The sequence below is a fragment of the Paenibacillus sp. PK3_47 genome, from assembly GCF_023520895.1.
Taxonomy (GTDB): Bacteria; Bacillota; Bacilli; order Paenibacillales; family Paenibacillaceae; genus Paenibacillus_AQ.
Genome location: NZ_CP026029.1, coordinates 5,232,190 through 5,255,385, shown reverse-complemented (window position 1 = coordinate 5,255,385; position 23,196 = coordinate 5,232,190). Strand labels below are relative to the sequence as shown.

The window sequence follows — 23,196 nt, the reverse complement described above, 5'->3', positions numbered from 1 at the left end:
TTTATCCGTTTCCGGGTGAAAAGAAAAGTTTTTTGCCCTTCAAAGACAGAGCGGCGGACCGCAAAGTGTAGTAATTTTGCTGTAAACGCATTACAATGTAAGGGTAATCACCGATCAAGAGAAAGAAAGAAGGATGCCGATTATGTCCACCAAACGCAAGCCGCCGACACTTCAGCAGAAAAAAGAAGAGGTTAACCGCAAAGCCATCCTGTGGATCAGTGCCAGCCTGGTGCTGCTGATTCTGCTTATTGTTGTACTTTTCCTTGTAGCAGGCAATTAATTCAGCCAGTGGTACACTTTATGGGGGTTGGTCTGATTTTGAGGTGCGCCGGAAGGATAACGTTCCGCCGGAACCAGCAGCTCCTCAGGCAAAACCCCTTTGGTAATCTGTACTTTCGTACCCATCGGCACCATTGCGAACAGCTCCTCCACATCCTTGCGGCTCATCCGGATGCAGCCAAGCGATTCATCCCTGCCGATGCTCTCCGGTTCATCCGTCCCGTGAATGGCGTAATTGCTGTCTGATAATTGCATTCCCCGGCTGCCAAACTCCCCGTTGTCACGCCCGTTCGGATTTACCACCTTGTCTGAAATGCTGAAGATCCCTTCAGGCGTCTTGTCTCCGCCCAAGCCGACTTTATAGTTACGCAGAATGATCGAGCCGCTGGTTACTGCCAGGCGGTGTTTTTGTTTATCAACAATTATGGTCAGCGGTCCGGAGAAAAAAGGCCGTTCTTCCGCTGCGCCGCCTGCTTGTGCCGATCCTTCTTTAACACCTCCGCCTGCCGCACTATCTTCCGGGTAAGGCTCAGCTGCGGCCTGCGGGGAAGAAGTCACCGCCAAAGCGGCTGCTGTACGCAGCCGGGCGAACTTCTCCTTCATCAGCGGCGTTGTTCCGCCTAACCAATTTCCCGGAAACGGGGCTGCCAATGCCTCCAGCGACTGCGGCAGGCTGCCTTTGCGTTCCTTATAAGTACGCATCGCACTCCATAATACTGCCAGCTCCTCCTGGTCTTCCTGCCACTGCGCAGCCCGCCCGGCCAATCCTTCAGCTTCCGGAGGCTGACACTGGCACACACGAGGGTCATACGACTGGTATACGGTCTGGCCGCCGCCGTTTTTGATGAGAGTCGCTGTCAGTGGAAGCTTCTTGTTCCACACCAGCCATTTCCCGGAACGCTGCATGCCCAGGATAGCCGTTGCCGAAGGGGCCGGGGACTTTTGCAGCAGGCTGGCAAGCCCTTGGCTGGAGTCTGGTTCACCAGCTCCTTGTGCTGTAAACCTAACCTGGCCCTGCTGGGCGGTAATCACCGGCTCCGGCAGTATCTCTTCGGCAAGTTCCACCTGCGCATCAATTACCGGCCCGGATCCTGCGCTGCTGGCTGTCCCTGCCGGAAAAGAACCTGAACCCGGTGCTACCGCTGCCGGCAGGAATGCCAGCATGAGCAGCATCAGCGCAACCGCTATGCGGCGTTTTCTCAGCTTGGATTTATGCCGCTCCCGGGCGTTCAGCAGCAGACCTTCCTCATATTCCTTCAGCATGTCCGCCGGTACTTTACTGCGTTCAAAAGCTTCATACACTTCCCCGGCCTGGTTGAAGCAGTAGTTGGCTTTGCCCTGCTGGCCGTTCTTAACATATTCCTTGCCCAGCAGGTACCAAGCCATTTTGTTATCAGGATGCATTTGAACATACGCCTTAAGATGCTGCGAATTTTTCATCGGGGCCTCCGCTGGTTTATGATTCCTTCATTATTAATATCGGCCGGAGCCGCAAAAAAAGACATCCCCAGCCGAAAATGCACCGGCGAAGGGATGTCTTTATGTGAATAAAAGGATTAACCTTCTTTGTTAAAAGGTTCGTCAGCAATTTTGATGGAGTCGGTCGGACATCCGTCGCAGGAATCCTGCAGATCGTCGAACAGATCATCCGGAATCACAGTTACACCGCGGTTGCCGTCGTTTTCGTAAATAACTTCCGCCAAACCTTCGTCATCATAATCAAAAATATCAGGGGCCGTCGCTCCACAAGCACCACAAGCGATGCAAGTATCTTTTTCGACCCAGGTGTACTTAGCCATTTTATCTCTGCCTCCCGTTAAACAATACAGCCTGCTGCAGCAGCCTGTTATTTTTCTCATATTAATATAAATAGAATACAATTTCAATGAATTTTCAATACGTTTACATTTTCGCCCTATAATTCCGTGCTGCCAAATCCTTCTGCGGCCGTCTCTTTTTAGTCCTCATCATGCCGGTTAATTTGAAGATTATCCTTTTGCAGAGAGGTGCCCCGCTCTTTATGGTTGCGCAGGCGGGCCGAGTGGCTGTCACTGAGCATTCCGGCTGTAACGACCGCGTTCTCACCGAATTTGTTGCGCAGCATGTCCATAGCTTTGGTCAGCGATTCCTTCTTCGGCTGCTGTTCATAATCGAACAGGTCGAGCTGAATCGCCGATTCTTCCTTCGGGGCAAGTCCATGCAGGGTCACTCCCAGCAGTCTTACAGGCTTATCGCCGGCCCAGTGCCGGGAAAACTGCTCACATGCCGCCTTGTAAATATCCTCGGCATTCTCTGTCGGTACATCGAGCTGCCGGGAGCGGGTAATCGTCTTCATATCCGGCGTCCGGATCGTAAGCTGCACACCTGAGGCTACCAGCCCCTGCTTCCGCAGACGCCGCGCAACCTGGTCGCTGAGATTCAGCAGAATAGGCCTGGCTTCGGCTAGACCTACAACATCCTTGGGCAGGGTCGTCGTATGCCCGATCGACTTGCTTTGCTCCCGTTCAGGATTTACGGTCCCGTAATCAATCCCGTTTCCCGCCCGTTTCAGCCAGGCTCCCATAACTCCAAAATGGTCAATAAGCATTTTTTCATCTGCAGCCGCCAGCTGACCTATGCTGTATATACCCAGCTTCCGCAGCTTTTCAGCTGTTTTGCCGCCAATACCGAACATTTCATTGCACGGCTTATCCCACAGCACATCAGGTACATCACGGAGACGCAGCACGGAGATACCGTTAGGCTTCTTCAGATCGGAAGCCATCTTGGCCAGCAGCTTATTGGGGGCAATCCCTATGGAACAAGGCAGTCCAAGCTCCTCCCTGATCCGCCGCTGAATGTCTCCGGCAATATCCAGAGGGGTTCCGAATTGCCGTGATCCGGTGATATCCAGGTAACATTCATCTATTGAGACAGCTTCGAGCAGCGGCGTATAACTGTAGGCAATCTGCATGAACGCATTCGAATACTTGCGGTACAAATGAAAATTCGGCTGAATGACAACCAGAGAGGGACAGATCCGCAGCGCTTTCTGCACCTGCATCCCTGTGGAAATCCCCATCCTCCGGGCAGCATAGGAACAGGTTACGATAATGCCGCGCCTGAGCTCCACACTTCCGGCCACGGCCGTCGCCTTCCCTTTATATTGTTCAGGATCCTCCGCTTCATGCACCGAGCAGTAAAAAGCATTCATATCCACATGCAGAATAACCCTTCCGCTCGCCGGGTAATACTGATCCACATTGTGCACAACATCTACCTTCTTATCTTCTGGGTTTCCATTGTTAAATTCAGCATACCCCTCCCTCTGCACAAGGTCAATACGCATAAAATCCCCTGTAAAGTTCTTTGTTACATTCCCGCGTAAAAATGCTATAATATAAAAATTAATTTCCCTTAGGCGGATGCTTTCTATACAAATCACTTTTTAGGAGGACCCTCATGTCCAAGTCCATCTCCATCTTCGATACGACACTGCGCGACGGCACCCAAGGCGAAGGAATCAGTCTGTCGGCAGATGACAAGCTGAAGATTGCCAGAAAACTCGATGATCTGGGTGTTCACTACATTGAAGGTGGTATCCCGGGAAGCAACAACAAGGATATTGAATTTTTCAAAAGAGTCAAGGAGCTGCATCTGAATGCCAAAATCACGGCTTTCGGCAGTACGCGGCGTAAAAACTCGGCAGCAGAACATGACGACAACCTGCAGAGAATGATCGATGCCGGCGTTCCTGCAGCAACGCTTGTCGGAAAGTCGTGGGACTTTCATGTGCACACGGCCCTGCAGACTACTCTGGAAGAAAATCTGGCCATGATCGGCGACTCTATCGCATTTCTCAAACGCAAGGGGCTTGAAGTGATTTTCGACTCCGAGCATTTCTTTGACGGCTACAAGAACAATCCGGAGTATGCCCTGGCCGTGCTCTCCAAAGCCCGTGAAGCCGGTGCGGACTGGCTCGTAATGTGTGATACGAACGGCGGAACACTGCCGCATGAAGTTCAGCAGATTGTGGGTAATGTATTCACCCATCTGCCCGGCGCTTCCCTGGGGATTCACACGCATAATGACTGCGAGCTTGCAGTCGCCAACAGCCTTAGCGCAGTTGGCGCAGGTGTCCGCCAGATTCAGGGCACGATTAACGGGTATGGGGAACGCTGCGGCAATGCCAACCTGTGCTCCATTATCCCTACCCTGCAGCTGAAGATGGGCTACCATTGTATTCCGGGGGATAGTCTTCCCCAGTTGACCAACACCGCCCGTTTTGTCAGTGAGGTGGCAAATGTCAATATGCCTGTGAATCAGCCTTATGTCGGCACAGCCGCATTCGCCCATAAGGGGGGAATTCATGTCTCGGCTATTCTGCGCGATTCACGCACTTATGAGCACATTGAGCCTGAGCTTGTCGGCAATAAGCAGCGGGTGCTTGTCTCTGAGCTGGCAGGACAGAGCAATGTCCTGTCCAAAGCCCAGGATATGGGACTCAGTCTTGACCCAAGCAGCGAACAGGCCCGTAAGGTTATTGACAAGATCAAAAACCTGGAGCATCAGGGCTACCAGTTCGAAGGCGCCGATGCCTCCCTGGAGCTGCTGCTCAGAGAAGCAACAGGCGAAATGAACGAATTGTTTACCTTCGAATCCTTCAAGATGCTCGTGGAAAAAACAGCCGGCCGCCCGGTAGTCTCTGAAGCCTTCGTCAAACTGAAGGTCGGCGGCGAAAATCTTTACACTGCAGCAGAAGGCAACGGTCCGGTAAATGCACTGGATAATGCGCTGCGGAAGGCACTGCAGACTTATTTCCCGCAGCTTGATGAGATGCATCTCTCCGACTATAAAGTGCGGGTGCTTGACGAGCAGGATCAGACAGCCGCCAAAGTAAGGGTCCTGATTGAATCCAAGGATTATCACGATACCTGGAGTACGGTTGGCGTGTCAGGCAACGTCATTGAAGCCAGCTGGGAAGCACTGGTGGACAGTATGCGTTACGCCCTGCTGGGGCAGATCTCTCTGGAGAACGATAAAAAAACCAGCAATGAGCCCCGCGGAGTAGTTAACCATTAAAGTTCTAATCGGCAAAGCCCCCTTGCAAGACGGTCTATACCGTTTGACAAGGGGGCTTTATACTGAAGCAATATCTTTTATGAACCGGTAAGCGTGATAATTTTCTGCTCCAGCTCTTCCGGAGTAAGTACGCCGAGAATAACCTCGGAGACCACTCCGTTTTTGTCAATCAGCACATTAGTGGGGAATACAGCCCCATTATACTTATCGAAGACCTCACCTTTGACATCGAACATCACGGGAAATGCCAGCATGTACTTCTTGATAAAGCGCTCGGCATTCGGCTTATAATCCTGACTCGTCACATTGATCCCGTATACATCGAGCACATCCTTGTATTTGAGCGCCATTCTGTTGAGCTCCGGCGCTTCCTGCTTGCAGGGATCACACCAGGAAGCCCAGAAATTAAGCATCAGCGCCTTCTCCCTGGGCCCTCCAACTTCATATGCAGTACCGGAATTCCCCTGGAGAGTAAAGGATGGAGCCATCAGGCCGGCACCGGCACCGCTTGCAGCCTGTGCTGTCTGCTGCTGCAGTACAGCAACCGCCTCCGGCTCAGGTCTCATTTGACGTTCTATGGCAAGCACGGCCAGGAAAAGAATCACAGCTACAACTGTCAGATTTCTTTTATTACGGGCTCTCATATGCAGTCTATTCCTTTACAATAGGATGTGATTGCTCCTATTGTACCCCTAATCATGGCAGTTTCAAACCACCGGATCACATAAAAAAAGAGGATTCCGTCAATGACGAAATCCCATGAAGAGAGAGGGGTGAATACATGACAGCACACCATGGAGAAGTTCAGCCCATAAGACTGAGTGTCTCCGTACAGCACATGCTGGGGAAGCACTTGCTGACCAGTTATCCGCAGGAGGCCTGCGGAGTCCTGCTGGGGACTGCCGCAGCGGGCGGCATGCTTATCGACAGCTATGTGCCGGTCAGCAACGTAGCGCCAGACCCGCTGCATTCTTTTGTTCCTGATCCCGGGGAATGGGTGCGGATTCTGTACAATGAACCCCAGATAATCGGTCTGTTCCACTCCCATCCGAACTCGGCACCGTGGCCGTCTGAAGCGGACTTAAAGGGGCTTCCCGGCCTCGGCCCTGAGTTCCAGGCATACCTGATCGGCTCTCCCGGATCTGACGGCACCATTCCCGAACTGAAGGGATTTCATATTGTCCGGCAGCCTGATGCCGAAGGAATCATCACCCGCCAGCTCGTTGAGGTCCCCTTTATGACCTGCTAAGGTAAGCATACAGATCGCCTAACGTCTCTACCTGCCGTCTCCGGGAAATATCGCGGAGGTAGGAGACCCACAGACGCGCTGTCATCCTGGCATCCTCCAGCGCGTGATGCCTGCCCTGGATAGGAATTTCATGCACCGCCAGCAGCTCATCCAGCGTATAGTTGCTCCGGTGCGGCTCCAGCCACCGGGCCAGCATCATTGTATCAAGCACCCTGTGGGTCAGCTGGACCTTGGAGGTCTTCCACAATGCCGCATTCAGAAAAGCTTTGTCATGAGAGCTCCCGTGTGCCACCAGCACCCTGTGTCCCACAAAGGTCATAAAGCTGTGAAGGCATTCCATCAGGGAAGGAGCAGCTGCTGTCATATCCCCTGATATTCCGGTAAGCAATGTAATATCCTCCGGAATGGCCGTCTGGCAATTAACCAGTGTGTAAAAGCATTCATCTTCCTTAATTTCTTCGCCGACCACACGAATTGCCCCAAAGGACAAAATTTCATCTCCATGCTGATGGGAAAAGCCTGTCGTCTCCAAATCGAATATGACCGTCTCCAGTTCGGACAGCGGAGTATGCAGTACTTCAGGACGCCGCTTTTCTCGCATCAGAGAACGGATAAAGGCCATTTGCTGCGCAGTTTGCTGGGCGGACTCCCCGCCTCTCATGGATGCAATGGCGGATGGCATGCCGCCTTGTCTCAGGTTATTCCAGAATCCTCCGCCTTTGTTCGGCTCCTTCATGACTACCTCCTTTCCGCTGAACGGAGCTGACGCTGCAGCGCCTTGTGCAGACGTCTGACAATCAGCAGACTTTCCCTTAATTCAGATAGAAGCTGCTTATTTTTCAGATCACTTTCGGCTATATAGTCACTGCTGGACAACAGTCCCTCAACGTCACTGTAGGGGGTGTTTACACGCATCCGCAGAGCAGTCAGAAAAGCGCGGCGGATATCCTCCAGATGCGGATACTTGTCAAGCCCCTCTAGAGCACGCAGTCTGTTAAGCGTTGAATTGTCCTGTATGCCGTGCAGAAGCGCTGTGTGCCTGACGATGTTCACAAGCGGGATATAAACCCCGTATTTGATATCAAATTCTCCGGCGTGATCTCCGAAACGTTCAGTGAGTACCTGGCCAAGAAGATTGAGCGTTGCCTTGTGCCGGACCGTATTGCGGAGAACTGCGGTGGACAGCTTATCATTACCGGCAAAGCCGGTATGAAAAGCCTCCCGCCACCGTGCTGATAACTCTTCACTTCCGGCTACATGGCGCATATCAGAGGCAATAAGCAGATACCTGACCGGCTCCCATTCCAGCTGGTTCATCCAGCTATGCAGCTGCTCCTTCCATTCCGTCAATGTCTTGCGCCATAGCGGCTCAGAGCACATCACCTTGCCTTCGCATTTCTCATAACCGGCTTGTTCAAGCACATCGGACATCATGGTGCCGAACGCCCCGAAGTAGCTGCGTTTCTCTCCATCCGGCTCGCCTTCCACAATCAGTCCGTTATCCTGATCACTCCAGAGCGTGGATTCCTGTCTGCCCGCACTGCCGAAGACAATAAAGGAATAAGCGCAGGGAGGCGGGCCGTAGCCCGCCTCTTTCATCTGCGCCTCACATATGGCTGCCGCCGTCAATGCAATACGGTCATGCATGGCATTGACACGGGACATCCATTCCTCAATTGGAATCACGTTCAGCTGCGCAAGAAGCACCCTCTGGCAGGCAATACGCCTTGCCTTCAGCTCCAGCGGCGAACCGGCCGTTGCGATGGATATATAATTGTTGTCCTGCGTCCATTCTGCCGACTCCATCGAAGCCACACGGTCCGCCTCCATATCATTATTTTAGTAAATTAACCTTTGAGATTTTTGGATTCCGAATCCGTAACCAGTTTCATTTGCTCAGGATACCCGTAAGTACCGTGTTCGCTGATATCCAGACCCATCAATTCTTCTTCTTCTGTAACACGGATGCCGATAACAAGCTTCATTACATAAAGGATGATAAAGGACAGTACAGCTACAAAAGCAAAGGTTCCGATTACGCCAAGCGCCTGAACGCCCAGCTGGTGGAAGCCGCCGCCATAGAACAGGCCTGCTTCACCTACAAGTCCGCCTTGTTCAATCAGTTCAGGTGTTGCAAAGAGACCTGTGGACAATGCACCCCATATCCCCGCAATACCGTGTACGGAGAAAGCATAGATCGGATCGTCAAGCCCTGCACGTTCCAGCCATTGGGAAGTCATGAATGTGAATGCACCTGCAACAAGACCAATAACAATTGCTGCCCAAGGTTCTACAAAAGCACAGGCTCCGGTGATTGCAACCAGGGCTGCCAAAACACCGTTCAGCATGGCAGGAATATCGGATTTGCCGAAGTACAGCCAGGAAGCAATCAGTGCAGCCAGACCGCCTGCAGCTGCAGCAATGTTCGTAGTTACAGCTACGTGTCCGAAGAATCCGCCCATAGGGGACAATGCACTACCAGGGTTGAATCCGAACCAGCCGAACCAGAGGATGATTACACCGAGTACTGTAAACACTTGGTTGTGACCCGGAATAATAACCGGTTTGCCTTCTTTATTGAACTTGCCAAGACGGGGTTTCAGCAGAATTGTCGCTACAACAGCTGCCGTTGCACCGGTAAGGTGGACAACCGTGGAGCCTGCATAGTCCTGCATTTCCAAAGTCGCCAGCCAGCCGCCGCCCCATACCCAGTGTGCTACGACAGGATAGATTACTACAGAGAACAGAATACCGAAGATAATGTATACGCTCAGTTTCGCGCGTTCCGCCATACCACCGGATACGATAGCCAGGGATACTGCTGCGAAAGCCATTTGGAACAGGAATTTAATATTAAGGGCTACATCAGAGAATGCCAGCGATTCAAACATTGACGCCTGTGATTCCCCTCCGTAGAAAAAGCCTGTAGTTCCAATAAAGCCGTTGCCGTTACCGAAGCCTAATCCAAACCCTACAGCCCAGAAGCACACACTCGCAATCGCAAGGGTAAGTACTGTCTTGCCTGCTACGTGACCGGCATTCTTCATCCGGACCGAACCTGCCTCAAGCAGTGCAAATCCCGCCTGCATAAAGAATACCAGAATAAATGCCAGGAAGGTAAACGCCGTATCCAGCCCGATTTGCAAAGCCGGTGTCGTAGGACCCTCAGCAGCAAAGGCGCTGACCGGATAGACCATCAGTGTAACCATGGCCAGGAACATCATTACTAATTTCTTTTTCATCTTTACCCCACTCCCCAATGTTATATTTTCTAACAAAGCATGAAACTCTTAATGTCATTATAATCAGAAGTCAGGTAAATTGACAAGACTATTTTTTCTAATGCTCTGATTAATTTTAGCCGCCTTCCTGTTTCTCCCTTATTCAGCCGGTTTCCGCCATACTTCATGCATATTTTCTGAACTTTCTTCACTGTAAGCCTAGCTGCATACAAACACGCATAGCATATATACTAAATACCGTGTATTTATATGCTTATCACATGTTAATTTATATCCGCTTTACAAACGTTACCCGCGGCTGCAATTCCCCTTTGATTTGTACTTTATTCCTTCTCTGCATTCACACTTGAATACTTAATAACGAGAACTCATTTACATAACGCGTTATGTCAGGTTTAAAACAAGGGGTATTTTCAATTGTTTACATTTGAACTCTTCTCCCATGAGGTATATTCTTATAGAGGCAAATTGTTGTACATACGGCATCATAAGCCATCCTCCCGCATATACTTAAAGTAAGTGTGACGTTTGACTGTATGGTTTACGATTTGTTATCATTAGGTATATAAATAATAGAAGAAAGCCTGCAGGATGCGGGCGGAATTTCGTCAGTGAGGTGAGATAAAATGGGGATATGACCCTTTACAGAATTGGTGAACTGGCCAAGGCCGCCAACACCAGTGAGCGTACAATCGATTATTATACGAAGCTCGGGCTTATTACACCTGAAACAAGAAGCATGAAGAACTACAGGCTGTATAACCATGAAACCTTAGTCGCTTTGGAACGTATCAATCAATTAAAGCATGAGAAATATACATTGGAAGAGATCAAGTCCATGATGCAGAAGTGGAATGAAGCAGCTCCCGAAGCTGACGTTTCGGACAAACTGGCGGAGCTGGAAATGCAGATGCAGCGGCTTGAGCGCGAGGTCAAAGCCCTTGAACCCATGATTAGCGGGCTGAAACCAGGCCAGGCCAGCAGAGCACTTTCCGCATTGATCCCACGGGGCGTTGCCTGCATGGAGGCGATCCGGCTCCTGCTGACACAGGGACCGCCGATGTAAACATACTTTTTACACAACAGTGGAGGAATGCACTATGATGTCATTAATGTATTTATTGGTTATTGTCGCCTTTGTGTTCTCTTTATGGGCACAATTCAGAGTTAAAGGAAATTTCAAGAAGTGGTCCAAGGTTGCCAACATGAACGGGCTGACCGGATATGAAGCCGCTAGACGCATGCTTGACGCAAACGGATTGTACGACGTTCCGATCGAGCCTGTACGCGGAACTCTATCCGACCACTACGATCCGATTCACCGGGTTGTCCGGTTGTCCGAACCCGTATATTATGAAAGCTCCATTGCCGCCGTATCCGTTGCCTGCCACGAAGTAGGCCACGCCATTCAGCATAAAGTAAGCTACCCTATGCTTACACTGCGCCACCGGATGTTCCCGGTTGTGAACTTTGCCTCCGGCATAGCGCCGTTCATGCTGCTTGCAGGGTTTCTCTTCAGTTCCTTCAACCTTATCGGGCTGGGTATCATTTTCTTCTCGGCTGCAGTAGCTTTCCAGCTTGTAACACTGCCTGTCGAGTTCAACGCCAGCAACCGTGCACGTCAGGTTATGATAGAACAGGGTTATATCCGCAATGAAGAAGAACGCGGCGTAGCCAAGGTACTGAACGCCGCTGCACTGACTTATGTAGCAGCTGCACTAGTATCCTTGCTTGAGCTTCTCCGGTTGATCACAATGTTCCTCGGCAACCGCGAATAACAGAGACAGCCAGCTAATCGCATCAGATATGACAAATACCCCGGAAGGCTAAGAGCCGACCGGGGTATTGCTGTTTCTGTCTTTGAAATAGGTAAGCAAAAAGGTTCTGAAGGAACGGGCCACGAGCGGAAGCTTGCCGTCACTGCGGTGAATAATTCCCACCGTTCTTGTCACTGCAGGTTCAACTACCCTTACCTGTGCCGGCTGCATCGGGTTTGTCTGATACAGTGCCGTCTCCGGCAGGAGGCTGACTCCCATGCCGGCGGCAACCAGACCGCGGATAGTGTCCGTCTCCCCGCCTTCAAAGGCAATCTGCGGCTTAAAGCCCGCCTGGAGACAAGCCTGCCACACAATCGGTCTGAGGGAGTATCCCTGGCTGAATAAAACAAACTTCTCATCCTTCAGCTGCTCAAGCCGGATCACATCCTCACCGGCAAGCGGATGATTCTGCGGAAGAACTGCGAACAGCTCCTCAGTCATGACGATATCCCCGGCAATCTGCCCCACATTCTCCGGAAAAGGAGAAATAAACGCCAGATCAATTTCACCGGAAAGCACATCCTTAATCAATGACGGATATGAGCCCTGCTTGAAGCGGAACTTCACATGCGGATAATGGCGGCGGAACTCGGCAACGATTGTAGGGATCAGATGAGTGCCCAGGCTGTGCGGAAATCCGATGCGGATCTCACCCAGCTCCGGATCCAGAAACTCATGCACCTCCGCTACGGAACGCTCCAATTCCTTCAGTACTGACTCCACTCTTTTGCAAAAAAGCTGTCCGACGGGTGTAAGCTGAAGATTCCGCCCTTTCTGCATAAACAGATCCACCCCAAGCTCCTGTTCCAGCTGATGAATCTGGCGGCTGACCGCGGATTGGGCCACATGCAGCTCCTCCGCCGCCCTGGTCACATGCTCTTTTTGGGCAACCTTCAGAAAATACTGCAGCTGTCTAAGCTCCATGTCAGAGCCCCCTAACTTCTGCGTCTTTTAAAGATGCGTATTATAAGTCCGTAAAGGAAAAAACCTGCGAGCAATCCGCCCAGATGAGCCATCCAGTTCACATTCGGGGTAGCAAACGACATAATGACACCCAGCGTCAGCAGCCCGTACAGCGTTTTGCGCGACCCTTCGTCCATCATCCCTCTCTGCAGTACCGCTATGTACAGAAACGCGCCATACACGGCATAAATTGCGCCTGAAGCACCTACAGATACCGTTCCCACATCAACCACCGAACGTGCACTGACGGAGACTGCAAGAAGATTAGCCAGGTAACCGCCGCCCAGATACAGCAGCGCATACCGCCACCAGCCCAGCAGCCTTTCAAGCGGCGGCGCAAATACGAGCAGCGCGAAGCAGTTAAAGAGCAGATGCGCAAAGCCGTTGTGCAGAAACATCGCCGAAAAGTACCGCCACATCTCCTCTTTAAAAGGCGATATATTTACAGTGCCGCCGTACTTTACAAGCGTCTCAATGTTTGTTGAACCGCCGTTAACCATCAGCACAATAAACATCAGAACATTGGCCAGAATCAGAATACAGGTCACCGGATAGTACCGGATGTAGCTTTTCCATTTCTCGTATCGTATGAATATCATGGCACCCATCCTTTATGTATCTTGTCTTGCTCGACAGCAAGTCTCTAAAAAGATTATAATTTATTCTGGCAGTAAGAATCCAATTATACCACTCAAGGAGGAAACAAGGACATGACACAGGAAAGAACTGGCGCAGCCACATTCAAAGGAAACCCGATCACCCTCATAGGACCCGAGCTTAAACCAGGTGACTCCGCTCCGGATTTCACAATCAGCAAGAACCTGCTGGAAGAAGCTTCCCTCAGTGATTTTGCCGGCAAAATCAAGCTGATCAGTGTTGTGCCTTCCCTCGATACAGGTGTATGCGATGCCCAGACCCGCCGCTTCAACACAGAAGCCGCCGAGCTGGGTGATGACGTGGTTATTCTGACGATCAGCACAGACCTGCCTTTTGCACAGGCCCGCTGGTGCGGCGCTGCCGGCATTGACCGCGTGATTACGCTGTCCGATCACAAGGATACCTCGTTCGGACAAGCCTACGGCGTGCTCATCAAGGAATTCCGTCTCGACATGCGCTCTATCTTCGTTGTGGACAAGAACAACAAACTGGCTTATGTGGAGTACCTTGGCGAAATGGCCGAGCATCCGGATTATGAGGCCGCTGTAGCTGCCGTAAAAGAACTGCTGTAATTACAGCCCCATACTACTCCAAGATTTAAAAAAGCGGCAGAAGGTCATCCTTCTCCCGCTTTTTGCCTATAAGTTACCAAATAACGCCCAAAGACCCGCACCCTTTGCGAAACCGCATACAAACTCAGGACAAACTGGGCTTCCTGCCGTTAATCCGCCTTGTATTTCCCCAGCTTCTTATCAAGCGATTCGTACAGACGCTGAATGACACGGTAGTTGGCGCCAAGGTCGCCCAGCGAGCCGCGGGATGCGGAATAGATGTCCACCGCACAGCGTACAGGTGAAGTGTTCAGCACAGACACCGTGATATCCAGTGTGCGTCCGAACGATGTTCTTTTTTCAAGAATAATCTCCCCCACCGACTGCACCTCATGGAGCACCTTATAACCGGGAATCTTCTTCAGTGTGGAGGATACCTCTTCCCAGGCCTTGTCTTTAGAAAGCGTGTAGTACCGAGTCTTTAGTAAAGGATCTTTCGCACGGTCGCTGGTTCCGTCGTGACTGCGGAATATACCGACCAATGTTCTTTTGAGCGACAAAATTCTTCCCCCTCTTCAAATCCCAAGTTCATTTATCTAGTGTAACATTCTTATCACAGGAACAAAAGGGCATTACTCACTTTCCCTAAGTTCCTTACATGTAAAAAGGTACCCTACACCCGCCGATAAGCGGGAAACAGGATACCTTGTCAATAACAGTAGAAAACCCGCCTATGCCGTCCGATCACAGTGTCTTCTGAACCTGCTACAGCAGGTGGGTGACCGCAGAAGTCGTTTTTGAATTCCCCAGGTCATATAGACAGGGCTGTTCAGCCGCGCTCCGTAATAAGTCTCCCGAGACATTATCATTGGTTCAAAACAACGAGCAACCGTAACGTACATCGCAGGATTTGTTACTATTATATTGCGTTTTAACGAAAAAGTAAACCTGTATGCGCTTTAATTTACACTGGAATCATTTTCTCGCTGTTATTGTAACGCAACCGTCCGGATCCTGTTAAATCCGTTTGGTATCCTCAGCACCGTCTTCATCCTCCAAAAGCTCCGCTTCTTCTCTCTCTGCGGCTTCCAGCTCCTGCTGCTTCTTCTTCTCTGCCTGCAGCTGCAGCTTGTTATAAGTGGCATAGAAGTTAAAGAAAGCAAACATAGCGATTAGGGTAGGAATACAGATCACGTAGAGCACAGGGTACCGCAGACCTATATAGATAAGCAGACCGGCTCCGAGAAGTGTCGAGAATACCCGGATCGGCCGGGCGATGGTCAGCAGAATGGAATTCTTGGCCACCTCTTTGAAGGTCATCTGATAATGAACCACTATGGAGAAGAAATTAAACATGGAGACGAACAGAATAATCATCAGCACCAGCATCAAAATACCGACAATTCTGAAATTCGCCATCTGCGTCATGTATACGGTCACATCGACGTACATTATAACAGTCAGCAAAGTGTAGATGATGCCCCCAAGCATACTTTTAAAATAATTCTCTTTGTACCCCTGAAAAAAAGTGCGGAATGTACTGACATCGGTATTGCCCATGACCCACTTGCGTACTACGGTGAAAAGCGCTGAAGTAGCGGGAAACACCGTAAACGGCGCCAATATGCCAAGCCCCCAGTTCAGCGTAATTTGTTCATTGGCACCACCGGTACCCGAACCGAGCATAATCAGCTTCATTAGCCCCAAGAACAGAAACGGCACCGAGCAAATCGCCCATAAAATATTGCTGAAAGCGATTCTCGATATCCACTCCGTGACGCGGTATAGACCGCCCATTGCACCTTTAAACTCCAATTCCCTTCCTCCTGTCTGTCTTGCGCATACTGCGTATCTTAACTATACCCTATTTGCCCCGGACTTTTCCAGCGCCCATTATTACGATTCTGGGTAGACGTCTGCGCAATCACGGCAAATAGTCCATATATTAGCAGCCTATCCAAGATAATCACCAATAATCAGAGGAGGTTGATCCTTTTGTCTTCACCAGTCTACGGCGTCTGGACTTCCACCGGGACTATTCTTGTGTTGTTCATTCTGCTTGTCATTATCACCCGGACTTACATCTAACTGACTATATAATGATCTCCATTTTGAATATGTCTACAAAAGAAGACGAGGCCGTATTCACGGTCCTCGTCTTCTGTCGGGTTAAACCTGTATATTAGTTGTCGAAATCTTCACGTTTGGTCGGACGCGGAGTGCTGCTTGGACGGGTCGACGGTCTGCGGTCGCCGCTATTGTTGTCACGGTTGCCTTTGTAGCCGCCGCCGTAGCCGCTGCTGTACCCGCCGCGTGTGCTTCCGCCGCTGTTGTTGTCACGGTTGCCTTTGTAGCCGCCGCCATAGCCGCTTCCGCCCTCACGGTTGCCGCGGTATCCGCCGCCAGTAGAACCGGAACGGTTACCGCCGTATCCGCCGTTAGGCTTGCGTCCGCTGCGGATGTCATTTTTGCCGCCACGGCGTTTTACACGGATCGGATCTTCCGGAGTCAGCTCAACCTGAGCATCCTTGGTGTCGCCGGTCAGCAATTTCATGGCTGCAGAGAGCAATTGTACGGAATCGTACTGCTCCAGAAGCTGAATTGCAATCCCTTTGTATTCGTTAAGCTCTCCTGCTTCCACCATAGCCAGCAGGCGTTCTGCTGTAATACGCTGTTTGCCTTCGATAGCTTCAGCCATAGTAGGCAGCGGCTTGCGGGTAATGCGGTGACGGGTCACACGCTCAATCAGGTGCAGGTGATCCATTTCGCGCGGCGTTACGAACGACCATGCTGTTCCCTCTTTACCTGCGCGGCCTGTACGGCCGATACGGTGTACATAGCTCTCCGGATCCTGCGGAAGGTCAAAGTTGATAACATGGGTTACGCCGGAAACGTCGAGACCGCGTGCCGCTACGTCAGTAGCTACCAGCACGTCGATGCTGCCGTCACGGAATTTACGCATAACCGCATCACGCTGGTTCTGGGACAGGTCACCATGCAGGCCATCTGCGGAGTAGCCGCGTTTTTGCAGGCCTTCTGCAAGCTCGTCAACCCGGCGCTTGGTACGGCCGAAGACGATTGCCAGCTCAGGGGATTCCATGTCGATCAGACGGCTAAGCGCTTCGAACTTCTGGCGTTCAGGCACTTCAATATAGGCCTGGTCGATCAGAGGCGCACTGATTTGCTTAGGAATTACAGATACATGCTGCGGTTCTTTCAGGAATTGCTGGGCAAGACGTTGAATGTTAGGAGGCATTGTTGCTGAGAACAGCATAGTCTGGCGCTCTTCAGGTACAAGCTTGAGGATCGTCTGGATATCCTCCATGAAGCCCATATCCAGCATTTCATCAGCTTCATCAAGTACGATGGTTTGAACATCATCCAGACGGATCGTTTTGCGGTTAATGTGATCGAGAAGACGTCCTGGCGTACCGATGATAATTTGCGGCTTCTTCTTCAGACCGCGGATCTGGCGGCCGATATCCTGTCCGCCGTAAATGGCCAGGGAACGGAGTCCCTTGAAACGGGTCAGCTTGCCGATTTCTTCAGCCACCTGAATAGCAAGCTCACGGGTTGGCGTCATAACGAGCGCCACAATTTTTTCTTCTTCCCGTGCAATTTTGGAAATGAGGGGAATACCAAATGCAGCAGTCTTACCGGTACCGGTTTGTGCTTGTCCGATCATGTCCGATCCGGTCAGTGCGATAGGAATCGCCTGCGACTGAATGGGTGTTGCTTCCTCAAATCCTAGCTCTGTGATTGCTTGAAGCACCTTTGGCTCCAAGCCGAATTCTGCGAATGTTTTCAAATTATTCATGCTCCTTCTATACAGTGGACATTCCACATGCTTGTCTGTATTCTTAAGTAGCGGTAAACACATTTATAGGCTGTCCAAACATGCCGTAATCTCTGCATGGTTTACGCGTATTGGGACAAATTTGTCCTAAGATCAGGCATTAGGATAGCACCTGAACAATTGTAGCTTCACATCCGAAGCAATGCAAAAATACCATTGTAACGTTCTACTCAAGAATATCCTATACATTATATCACAAACCCGATCAGGAATACCAGTGTATTCCTTTCTTTCATTACTTACATTAAACGTCAGAGGTGAATTGCTTGTTCAAACTAAGACAAATCGGGAATTACCTGGCCGTAATCCTTGGATCTGCAATGATTGCATGCGGCTTTAATCTGTTTTTGATTCCCCACAGGCTGCTTAGCGGAGGGGTATCAGGGCTTGCAATGCTTGTGGGTTATTTCACACCCTTTAACATCAGCCTGCTGTATTTCCTCTTTAACGTGCCGCTGCTCGTCGCCGGCTGGTTCCAGCTCGGCCGGAGGTTTATCATTCTAAGCATCCTTTCCGTAGGGGCTACCACTTGGCTTATGGCACTCGTTCCGACAGCCACAGTTGCATCGGATATGCTCCTGGCCTCCGTCTTTGGCGGAGTCCTTGTAGGTGCCGGTGCCGGAATCTCTTTCCGGGTTGGCGGCTCATCCGGCGGTTTCGACATCCTCGGGTCCATCATTACAAGATACCGTGATTTCCCGATCGGGAATATTCTGGTAGGACTCAACGGTCTCGTGATCCTGGCCGCCGCTTATTTTGATGACAACTGGAACCTGGCGCTGGCTTCCATGATCTCCATCTATGTGACCGGAAAAGTCGTGGATCTGATTCACATCAGTCATGTTAAGGTTACGGTGTATATTGTAACCAACCGTACAGAAGAGCTGCTCCAGCAGCTTCTGCCGCTGCAGCGCGGGGTTACAAAGATCAAAACCGAAGGTGCTTATTCTCATGTGGAAAGGGACATGCTGATGACAGTAACCACTAAGTATGAACTCGCAGAATTGCGGCGGATCATTAAAACAAGCGATCCCCAGGCTTTTGTGAACATTGTGGAAACTGTCGGTGTTATGGGATCATTCCGGAAAAGATCACATTGAAAAAAATGCGCATGCTTTAAATCTGTGATATATTAGACTCACGCAGGACCTTAACAATTTCATGAAGATTGTGCTTTACCCCTCTTTTTTCCAGGCACTTCGTTTTTCCGGGTGGACCCTGAATTTCAATTCAGTTCGATTCGAAAAAGGAAAGGGTGATTTTTATGGAAATGGAAACGGTAAAACTGTCAGCAATCGTCATGAGGTGGTATCCTGATATGATGCCGTTTCTCAAGCAGGACGAATTGAATTCTGTAATTGTTCTGCGTGACGGTCTGAGTATTCTGGAACCGGCAGATGCCATGGATATCATCCAGCACAGCATTTGTGAGCATCAGAATTCTGCGTATCTTCACTGAGCAAGCTGCTTGAATGCAAGTTTTGATAGCTGCCGCTTCGGGTCCGGTTCTACGCCGGTCCGGGCGGCATTTACTTTTTAATCATCAGTTTAGAATCGGTGCTACCCGTTTAAAAACAACAAGAGCGGTATTTTTAGCGACAAAATTTGCAGCTTTGTTACAAGTCTGTTCTTTTTGGAACGTGCCGGTCATTTATACTTGAAATGAATGTACATAAAGGGAGCGAATAACAAATGAACATCACCTGGGCTTTACTGATGATGACACTGGGAAGTGTCGGAGCATCGCACCATGGACATGACGCCGAAGTGGCAGCCGTACTGCAGACTGCGTCAAATCCCGCCGCTGTAGCACAGCTTGGCACCTCTGCTTCACCCTCACCAAATGCCGGAGGCGGCACTTCACCGGCCCCAAGCGCCACTCCGGGCGCCGGCAGCACAGACAGCGCGGCTCATACTGATCCGCAGCCGGATGCTCCCAAAGTAAAAGGAATCTATGTCACAGCTTACAGTGCAGGCGGCTCACGCATGGAACAGCTGCTGGCTCTGCTCGACAAGACAGAACTTAATTCTATGGTAATCGACATTAAAGACGATGCCGGATATATCACATACAAGACAGATAATCCCGAGCTGCAGGAAATGGGCACACCCCAGAATTTCATCGGGGATATCAACAAGCTTATGACGCGGTTGCAGAAGCATGAGGTATATCCGATAGCCCGGATCGTCGTATTCAAGGATTCGGTGCTCGCCAAGAACCACCCGGAGCTTTCCTTTGTAAATTCAGACGGCAGTGTCTGGAAGAACAAAGGCGGCGACAGCTTTGTTAATCCCTATAATGAAGATGTGTGGAAATACAATGTCGACATCGCCAAGGAAGCCGCCAAGCTTGGCTTCAAGGAAATCCAGTTTGATTATGTCCGTTTCCCTGAAGGGTTCGAGAAACGTGCTGACACGCTGAAATACACGAAAACGGACAGACCCCGTGTCGAAATTATTGCCGACTTTGTAAAGTATGCCAGAGCTGAGCTGGCTCCGCTCGGCGTCCGTGTATCTGTCGATATCTTCGGCTATGCCGCCTCGGTTCCGGCTGCTGAGGGAATCGGACAGGATTTCGTGAAGATTTCCAAGAATGTGGATGTCATCAGCCCGATGGTCTATCCGAGCCATTACTCCACCGGCTGGTTCAATGTGAAGGATCCGGACAAAGACCCTTATGCGACAATTAAAGGCTCAATGGTCGATACCCACAAGAAGCTTGACCCTCTGGGCAGCTACAAGCCGATCATCCGCCCTTGGATTCAGGACTTTACTGCAAGCTGGCTGGGAAGCGGCCATTATGTTAAATACGGCAAGCAGCAGGTTGAAGACCAGATCCGGGCACTCAAAGACGAAAATGTTGACGAATTCCTGCTCTGGAACGCCAATAACCGGTATACTGCAGATGTAGATTACGAGAAGTAAAGCGTCCTGCCATCATATCTCCCTATTTTACTATCATGCATCAACACGGACCCGGCCCTGCCGGGTCTTTTACTGAGCAAATAGTTCCACCTGAAAATTTTAAAGAACGAGGCCTAAACTGATGAAGCAAACTTATTCCACCAAGCAAAAGGCAGGACAGTTCCTGCATATTCTTTTCCCGATACTTGTTACACAGGTTGCCCTGTCCGCCATTACCTTTTTTGACACCAATATGTCTGGCAAACACGGCACGGCAGACCTGGCCGGTGTCGCTATCGGCACCAGCCTCTGGATTCCGATACAGACCGGCCTCAGCGGAATTCTGATGGGGATAACCCCGATCGTCTCCAACCTTATCGGCAGCAGACGCGATAAGGATATCGCCTATCAGGTTACACAGGGCATCTGGCTCTCGCTCATTGTATCGCTGCTGGTGCTCTTATCCGGCAGCTTCGCTCTGTCTCCGGTGCTGGAATTTATGAATCTGGAGACGCAGGTCCATGACATTGCCTTCCAATTCCTGTGTGCGATCTCCTTCGGGATCATTCCATTATTCGGCTATACAGTTGTCCGCAGCTGCATTGACGCGCTGGGCCAGACGCGCGTGTCGATGCTGATCACCCTGATTGCCCTCCCGGTAAACGTCGGGCTCAACTATTTGCTGATCTTCGGAAAATTCGGTTTCCCGAGTCTTGGAGGCGTGGGTGCGGGTGTTGCCTCAGCCATCACCTATTGGGTCATTTTTATTATTGCCCTGGTCTTCGTCTACCGTGCCGAGCCATTTAAAAGCCTGCGGCTGTTCCGCAATTTCTATTCCCTGTCTGTCAACAGCATAAAGGAATTACTCAAGATCGGGGTACCTATCGGCTTCTCCATCTTCTTTGAAACGGCTGTCTTCTCGGCGGTAACGCTGCTGATGAGCCGCTTCGACACCGTTACCATTGCCGCCCACCAGGCCGCAATCAATTTTGCCTCCACCCTATATATGATCCCGCTCAGCATCTGTATGAGCCTGACGATTCTAGTCGGCTTTGAGAACGGATCAGGCAGGCTGAAGGATGCCCGACAGTACGGGATTATGGGGATCGGTTCTGCTGCAGTCCTCTCGCTGCTGACAGCGCTTGTACTTCTTTTCGCAGGAAGTTCGGTTGCAGGGTTGTATTCGGATGAACCTGAAGTCATCTCACTGATTCAGCATTTTCTGATCTATGCGATCTTCTTCCAGATCTCCGATGCCATCGCTACACCTACCCAAGGTGTCCTCCGGGGTTATAAAGATGTAAATCCGGCCTTTATCATCTGCTTCGTTGCTTATTGGGTGATCGGGCTTCCTACGGGTTATGTCCTTGCGACTTATACAGATATGGGTGCATACGGATATTGGGTGGGTCTGATTACCGGACTTGCCATTGGAGCCATTCTCCTCCTGGCCAGACTCGTCAAGGTCCAGCGGAAGTTCGCTGCAGCTGCCCAAATCCAGCGTTAAATAAAGCATTATCCGGTTCCTGCAGGCGTAAGATAGAAACAGCGGCGCAGTAACTAAAAAAAGGAACAGCACGGAATAATCCGCAGCTGTTCCTTTTGATATTCAGGATATTATTGTGACAAACGGGAAGCCAGTTCGTACAGCTCTGTGTCAAAGCCTTTTTTGGTGTTAACAACCTTGTCGATATCCGTAAGCGTAAGTTCGCCTTTGATAATTCCGCAAGCTTTATCGGATTCACCTTCAAGCAGTTTACGGACTGCAAAGTCACCGAGACGGCTGGCCAGGTTACGGTCAGCAGGGGTCGGAGTGCCACCGCGCTGAATGTGTCCAAGTACAGTTACACGTGCATCCAGGGAAGCATGACGGTCTTTCAGCGCTTGAGCTACATCTTCACCTTTGCCCACGCCCTCAGCGACAATCACGATACTGTGGCGTTTGCCTTTGACAAAGTTGTCACGCATCCGGTCTGCAACTTCGTTAAGGTCATAAGGCATTTCCGGTACGAGAATCGTTTCTGCTCCTGAAGCCAGACCGGCGTGCAGTGCAATGTCTCCGCAGTGGCGTCCCATTACCTCGACAATGGAAGAACGCTCATGGGAGGACATGGTGTCACGGAGCTTGTTCACGGCATCCACTACCACACCTACAGCGGTATCAAAACCGATGGTGTAATCTGTAAAGGAGATATCATTATCAATGGTTCCCGGCAGGGCCATTGTTTTGATTCCCAGTTTACTTAGCTTGTTGGCGCCTTTATAAGAACCGTCGCCGCCGATAACCACCAGGCCGTCAATCCCCATCTCGTTCAGGATATCCGCACCTTGCTGCTGTCCTTCAGGCTTCAGGAACTCCAGACAGCGTGCTGATTGCAGAATGGTTCCCCCGCGCTGGATAATATCACCGACACTGCGCAAATCCATCGGGAAAATGTCACGGTTCAGCAGGCCCTGATAGCCGCGCTGGATGCCGAAAACCTCGATGCCGTAATAGATGGCGCTGCGTACTACCGCCCGGACAGCCGCATTCATCCCCTGGGAGTCTCCTCCGCTTGTCAGTACTGCAATTTTTTTAACGTTAGTCATTCCAAAGTTCCTCCTTAAATTGAGCATA

Annotated in this window: 24 protein-coding genes and 1 other RNA gene; 11 read left to right on the top strand and 14 right to left on the bottom strand. The window is 50.7% G+C overall.

Translation table 11 applies throughout. The annotated features are described in order from the left end of the window. Positions 1-142 precede the first annotated feature (142 nt). Entirely contained in the window at positions 143-280 is a 138-nt protein-coding gene (locus tag C2I18_RS22750; RefSeq protein WP_249898002.1) for a hypothetical protein, read from the top strand. Here C2I18_RS22750 and C2I18_RS22745 read toward each other — a convergent pair. From C2I18_RS22745 to C2I18_RS22735, 3 genes are all read right to left on the bottom strand, one after another. Further along, a complete protein-coding gene (locus C2I18_RS22745; RefSeq protein ID WP_249898001.1) occupies positions 277-1,719 on the bottom strand; it encodes a L,D-transpeptidase in 1,443 nt (480 codons plus the stop codon). The two genes, C2I18_RS22750 and C2I18_RS22745, sit on opposite strands and share 4 nt — an antisense overlap. Before the next feature lie 116 nt (positions 1,720-1,835). Next, positions 1,836-2,078 carry a ferredoxin gene (locus C2I18_RS22740; RefSeq protein WP_249898000.1) on the bottom strand — a complete coding sequence of 81 codons (243 nt, stop codon included), beginning with the start codon at positions 2,076-2,078 and terminating at the stop codon, positions 1,836-1,838. 158 nt (positions 2,079-2,236) lie between these two features. Continuing rightward, on the bottom strand, positions 2,237-3,472 hold the full coding sequence (locus C2I18_RS22735) for a DNA polymerase IV (protein ID WP_481857955.1): 1,236 nt from the start codon (positions 3,470-3,472) through the stop codon (positions 2,237-2,239). A 248-nt stretch (positions 3,473-3,720) separates the two neighbouring features. On the opposite strand from C2I18_RS22735, the gene cimA reads away from it, so the two are divergent. Further along, the gene (gene cimA, locus C2I18_RS22730) at positions 3,721-5,340 is read left to right on the top strand and encodes a citramalate synthase (RefSeq protein WP_249897999.1); all 1,620 of its coding nucleotides are present in this window, start codon (positions 3,721-3,723) and stop codon (positions 5,338-5,340) included. Positions 5,341-5,417: 77 nt separating this feature from the next. On the opposite strand, the gene C2I18_RS22725 is transcribed toward cimA, so the two are convergent. After that, on the bottom strand, positions 5,418-5,984 hold the full coding sequence (locus C2I18_RS22725) for a TlpA family protein disulfide reductase (RefSeq protein WP_249897998.1): 567 nt from the start codon (positions 5,982-5,984) through the stop codon (positions 5,418-5,420). 137 nt (positions 5,985-6,121) lie between these two features. Here C2I18_RS22725 and C2I18_RS22720 point away from each other — a divergent pair, with 137 nt between their 5' ends. Then, positions 6,122-6,589, top strand: a complete 468-nt coding sequence (locus tag C2I18_RS22720) for a M67 family metallopeptidase (protein ID WP_249897997.1) — start codon at positions 6,122-6,124, stop codon at positions 6,587-6,589. On the opposite strand, the gene C2I18_RS22715 is transcribed toward C2I18_RS22720, so the two are convergent. Genes C2I18_RS22715 through C2I18_RS22705 form a run of 3 tightly spaced genes read right to left on the bottom strand, consistent with a single transcriptional unit; the run spans position 6,576 to position 9,831 of the window. Next, complete coding sequence (locus C2I18_RS22715; RefSeq protein WP_249897996.1) at positions 6,576-7,325, bottom strand: exonuclease domain-containing protein; 750 nt, start codon at positions 7,323-7,325, stop codon at positions 6,576-6,578. The two genes, C2I18_RS22720 and C2I18_RS22715, sit on opposite strands and share 14 nt — an antisense overlap. A 2-nt stretch (positions 7,326-7,327) precedes the next feature. After that, a complete protein-coding gene (locus C2I18_RS22710) occupies positions 7,328-8,404 on the bottom strand; it encodes a DUF294 nucleotidyltransferase-like domain-containing protein (protein ID WP_481857832.1) in 1,077 nt (358 codons plus the stop codon). A 32-nt stretch (positions 8,405-8,436) separates the two neighbouring features. Beyond that, positions 8,437-9,831, bottom strand: coding sequence for an ammonium transporter (locus tag C2I18_RS22705; protein ID WP_249897995.1), 1,395 nt, complete (start codon positions 9,829-9,831; stop codon positions 8,437-8,439). Between the two features lie 634 nt (positions 9,832-10,465). Here C2I18_RS22705 and C2I18_RS22700 point away from each other — a divergent pair. Together C2I18_RS22700 and C2I18_RS22695 are read left to right on the top strand one after the other, a co-directional pair. After that, positions 10,466-10,897, top strand: a complete 432-nt coding sequence (locus tag C2I18_RS22700; protein ID WP_249897994.1) for a MerR family transcriptional regulator — start codon at positions 10,466-10,468, stop codon at positions 10,895-10,897. A gap of 37 nt (positions 10,898-10,934) precedes the next feature. Continuing rightward, the gene (locus tag C2I18_RS22695) at positions 10,935-11,609 is read left to right on the top strand and encodes a zinc metallopeptidase (protein WP_249902209.1); all 675 of its coding nucleotides are present in this window, start codon (positions 10,935-10,937) and stop codon (positions 11,607-11,609) included. 48 nt (positions 11,610-11,657) lie between these two features. On the opposite strand, the gene gltC is transcribed toward C2I18_RS22695, so the two are convergent. After that, the gene (gltC, locus tag C2I18_RS22690; protein WP_249897993.1) at positions 11,658-12,572 is read right to left on the bottom strand and encodes a glutamate biosynthesis transcriptional regulator GltC; all 915 of its coding nucleotides are present in this window, start codon (positions 12,570-12,572) and stop codon (positions 11,658-11,660) included. A gap of 11 nt (positions 12,573-12,583) precedes the next feature. After that, positions 12,584-13,210: a rhomboid family intramembrane serine protease gene (locus C2I18_RS22685; protein ID WP_249897992.1), complete on the bottom strand. Its 627-nt coding sequence runs from the start codon at positions 13,208-13,210 to the stop codon at positions 12,584-12,586. Positions 13,211-13,321: 111 nt separating this feature from the next. Here C2I18_RS22685 and tpx point away from each other — a divergent pair, with 111 nt between their 5' ends. Continuing rightward, the gene (gene tpx / locus C2I18_RS22680) at positions 13,322-13,840 is read left to right on the top strand and encodes a thiol peroxidase (protein ID WP_249897991.1); all 519 of its coding nucleotides are present in this window, start codon (positions 13,322-13,324) and stop codon (positions 13,838-13,840) included. 149 nt (positions 13,841-13,989) lie between these two features. Here tpx and C2I18_RS22675 read toward each other — a convergent pair whose 3' ends face one another. The 3 genes from C2I18_RS22675 to C2I18_RS22665 form a co-directional block, all read right to left on the bottom strand. Continuing rightward, on the bottom strand, positions 13,990-14,379 hold the full coding sequence (locus C2I18_RS22675) for a DUF1499 domain-containing protein (RefSeq protein WP_249897990.1): 390 nt from the start codon (positions 14,377-14,379) through the stop codon (positions 13,990-13,992). A gap of 160 nt (positions 14,380-14,539) precedes the next feature. After that, positions 14,540-14,732: non-coding RNA, 6S RNA (gene ssrS, locus C2I18_RS22670), on the bottom strand. Between the two features lie 104 nt (positions 14,733-14,836). Continuing rightward, positions 14,837-15,634: a YesL family protein gene (locus C2I18_RS22665; RefSeq protein WP_249897989.1), complete on the bottom strand. Its 798-nt coding sequence runs from the start codon at positions 15,632-15,634 to the stop codon at positions 14,837-14,839. A 180-nt stretch (positions 15,635-15,814) separates the two neighbouring features. Between C2I18_RS22665 and C2I18_RS22660 the strand changes: the two genes are divergently transcribed. Beyond that, a complete protein-coding gene (locus C2I18_RS22660) occupies positions 15,815-15,907 on the top strand; it encodes a YjcZ family sporulation protein (RefSeq protein WP_249897988.1) in 93 nt (30 codons plus the stop codon). Between the two features lie 94 nt (positions 15,908-16,001). On the opposite strand, the gene cshA is transcribed toward C2I18_RS22660, so the two are convergent. After that, entirely contained in the window at positions 16,002-17,627 is a 1,626-nt protein-coding gene (gene cshA, locus C2I18_RS22655) for a degradosome RNA helicase CshA (RefSeq protein ID WP_249902208.1), read from the bottom strand. 368 nt (positions 17,628-17,995) lie between these two features. On the opposite strand from cshA, the gene C2I18_RS22650 reads away from it, so the two are divergent. From C2I18_RS22650 to C2I18_RS22635, 4 genes are all read left to right on the top strand, one after another. Continuing rightward, entirely contained in the window at positions 17,996-18,775 is a 780-nt protein-coding gene (locus tag C2I18_RS22650; protein WP_249902207.1) for a YitT family protein, read from the top strand. Positions 18,776-18,939: 164 nt separating this feature from the next. Beyond that, complete coding sequence (locus tag C2I18_RS22645) at positions 18,940-19,134, top strand: hypothetical protein (RefSeq protein ID WP_249897987.1); 195 nt, start codon at positions 18,940-18,942, stop codon at positions 19,132-19,134. Positions 19,135-19,367: 233 nt separating this feature from the next. After that, on the top strand, positions 19,368-20,600 hold the full coding sequence (locus C2I18_RS22640) for a putative glycoside hydrolase (protein WP_249897986.1): 1,233 nt from the start codon (positions 19,368-19,370) through the stop codon (positions 20,598-20,600). A 121-nt stretch (positions 20,601-20,721) separates the two neighbouring features. Beyond that, complete coding sequence (locus C2I18_RS22635; protein ID WP_249897985.1) at positions 20,722-22,086, top strand: MATE family efflux transporter; 1,365 nt, start codon at positions 20,722-20,724, stop codon at positions 22,084-22,086. A 110-nt stretch (positions 22,087-22,196) separates the two neighbouring features. Here the strand turns inward: C2I18_RS22635 and pfkA are convergent, their stop codons facing one another. Next, complete coding sequence (gene pfkA / locus C2I18_RS22630; protein ID WP_249897984.1) at positions 22,197-23,168, bottom strand: 6-phosphofructokinase; 972 nt, start codon at positions 23,166-23,168, stop codon at positions 22,197-22,199. Between the last annotated feature and the right edge of the window lie 28 nt (positions 23,169-23,196).

Bases quoted from the DNA above. Each gene is read 5' to 3' on its own strand.
- C2I18_RS22700 (WP_249897994.1), top strand. From the start codon at position 10,466: ATGACCCTTTACAGAATTGGTGAACTGGCCAAGGCCGCCAACACCAGT.
- C2I18_RS22720 (WP_249897997.1), top strand. From the start codon at position 6,122: ATGACAGCACACCATGGAGAAGTTCAGCCCATAAGACTGAGTGTCTCC.
- C2I18_RS22750 (WP_249898002.1), top strand. From the start codon at position 143: ATGTCCACCAAACGCAAGCCGCCGACACTTCAGCAGAAAAAAGAAGAG.
- gltC (WP_249897993.1), bottom strand. From the start codon at position 12,572: ATGGAGCTTAGACAGCTGCAGTATTTTCTGAAGGTTGCCCAAAAAGAG.
- C2I18_RS22695 (WP_249902209.1), top strand. From the start codon at position 10,935: ATGTCATTAATGTATTTATTGGTTATTGTCGCCTTTGTGTTCTCTTTA.
- C2I18_RS22725 (WP_249897998.1), bottom strand. From the start codon at position 5,984: ATGAGAGCCCGTAATAAAAGAAATCTGACAGTTGTAGCTGTGATTCTT.
- C2I18_RS22635 (WP_249897985.1), top strand. From the start codon at position 20,722: ATGAAGCAAACTTATTCCACCAAGCAAAAGGCAGGACAGTTCCTGCAT.
- C2I18_RS22745 (WP_249898001.1), bottom strand. From the start codon at position 1,719: ATGAAAAATTCGCAGCATCTTAAGGCGTATGTTCAAATGCATCCTGAT.
- pfkA (WP_249897984.1), bottom strand. From the start codon at position 23,168: ATGACTAACGTTAAAAAAATTGCAGTACTGACAAGCGGAGGAGACTCC.
- C2I18_RS22640 (WP_249897986.1), top strand. From the start codon at position 19,368: ATGAACATCACCTGGGCTTTACTGATGATGACACTGGGAAGTGTCGGA.
- C2I18_RS22735 (WP_481857955.1), bottom strand. From the start codon at position 3,472: ATGAATGCTTTTTACTGCTCGGTGCATGAAGCGGAGGATCCTGAACAA.
- C2I18_RS22685 (WP_249897992.1), bottom strand. From the start codon at position 13,210: ATGATATTCATACGATACGAGAAATGGAAAAGCTACATCCGGTACTAT.
- C2I18_RS22645 (WP_249897987.1), top strand. From the start codon at position 18,940: ATGGAAATGGAAACGGTAAAACTGTCAGCAATCGTCATGAGGTGGTAT.
- cimA (WP_249897999.1), top strand. From the start codon at position 3,721: ATGTCCAAGTCCATCTCCATCTTCGATACGACACTGCGCGACGGCACC.
- C2I18_RS22740 (WP_249898000.1), bottom strand. From the start codon at position 2,078: ATGGCTAAGTACACCTGGGTCGAAAAAGATACTTGCATCGCTTGTGGT.
- C2I18_RS22650 (WP_249902207.1), top strand. From the start codon at position 17,996: ATGATTGCATGCGGCTTTAATCTGTTTTTGATTCCCCACAGGCTGCTT.
- C2I18_RS22715 (WP_249897996.1), bottom strand. From the start codon at position 7,325: ATGAAGGAGCCGAACAAAGGCGGAGGATTCTGGAATAACCTGAGACAA.
- tpx (WP_249897991.1), top strand. From the start codon at position 13,322: ATGACACAGGAAAGAACTGGCGCAGCCACATTCAAAGGAAACCCGATC.
- C2I18_RS22705 (WP_249897995.1), bottom strand. From the start codon at position 9,831: ATGAAAAAGAAATTAGTAATGATGTTCCTGGCCATGGTTACACTGATG.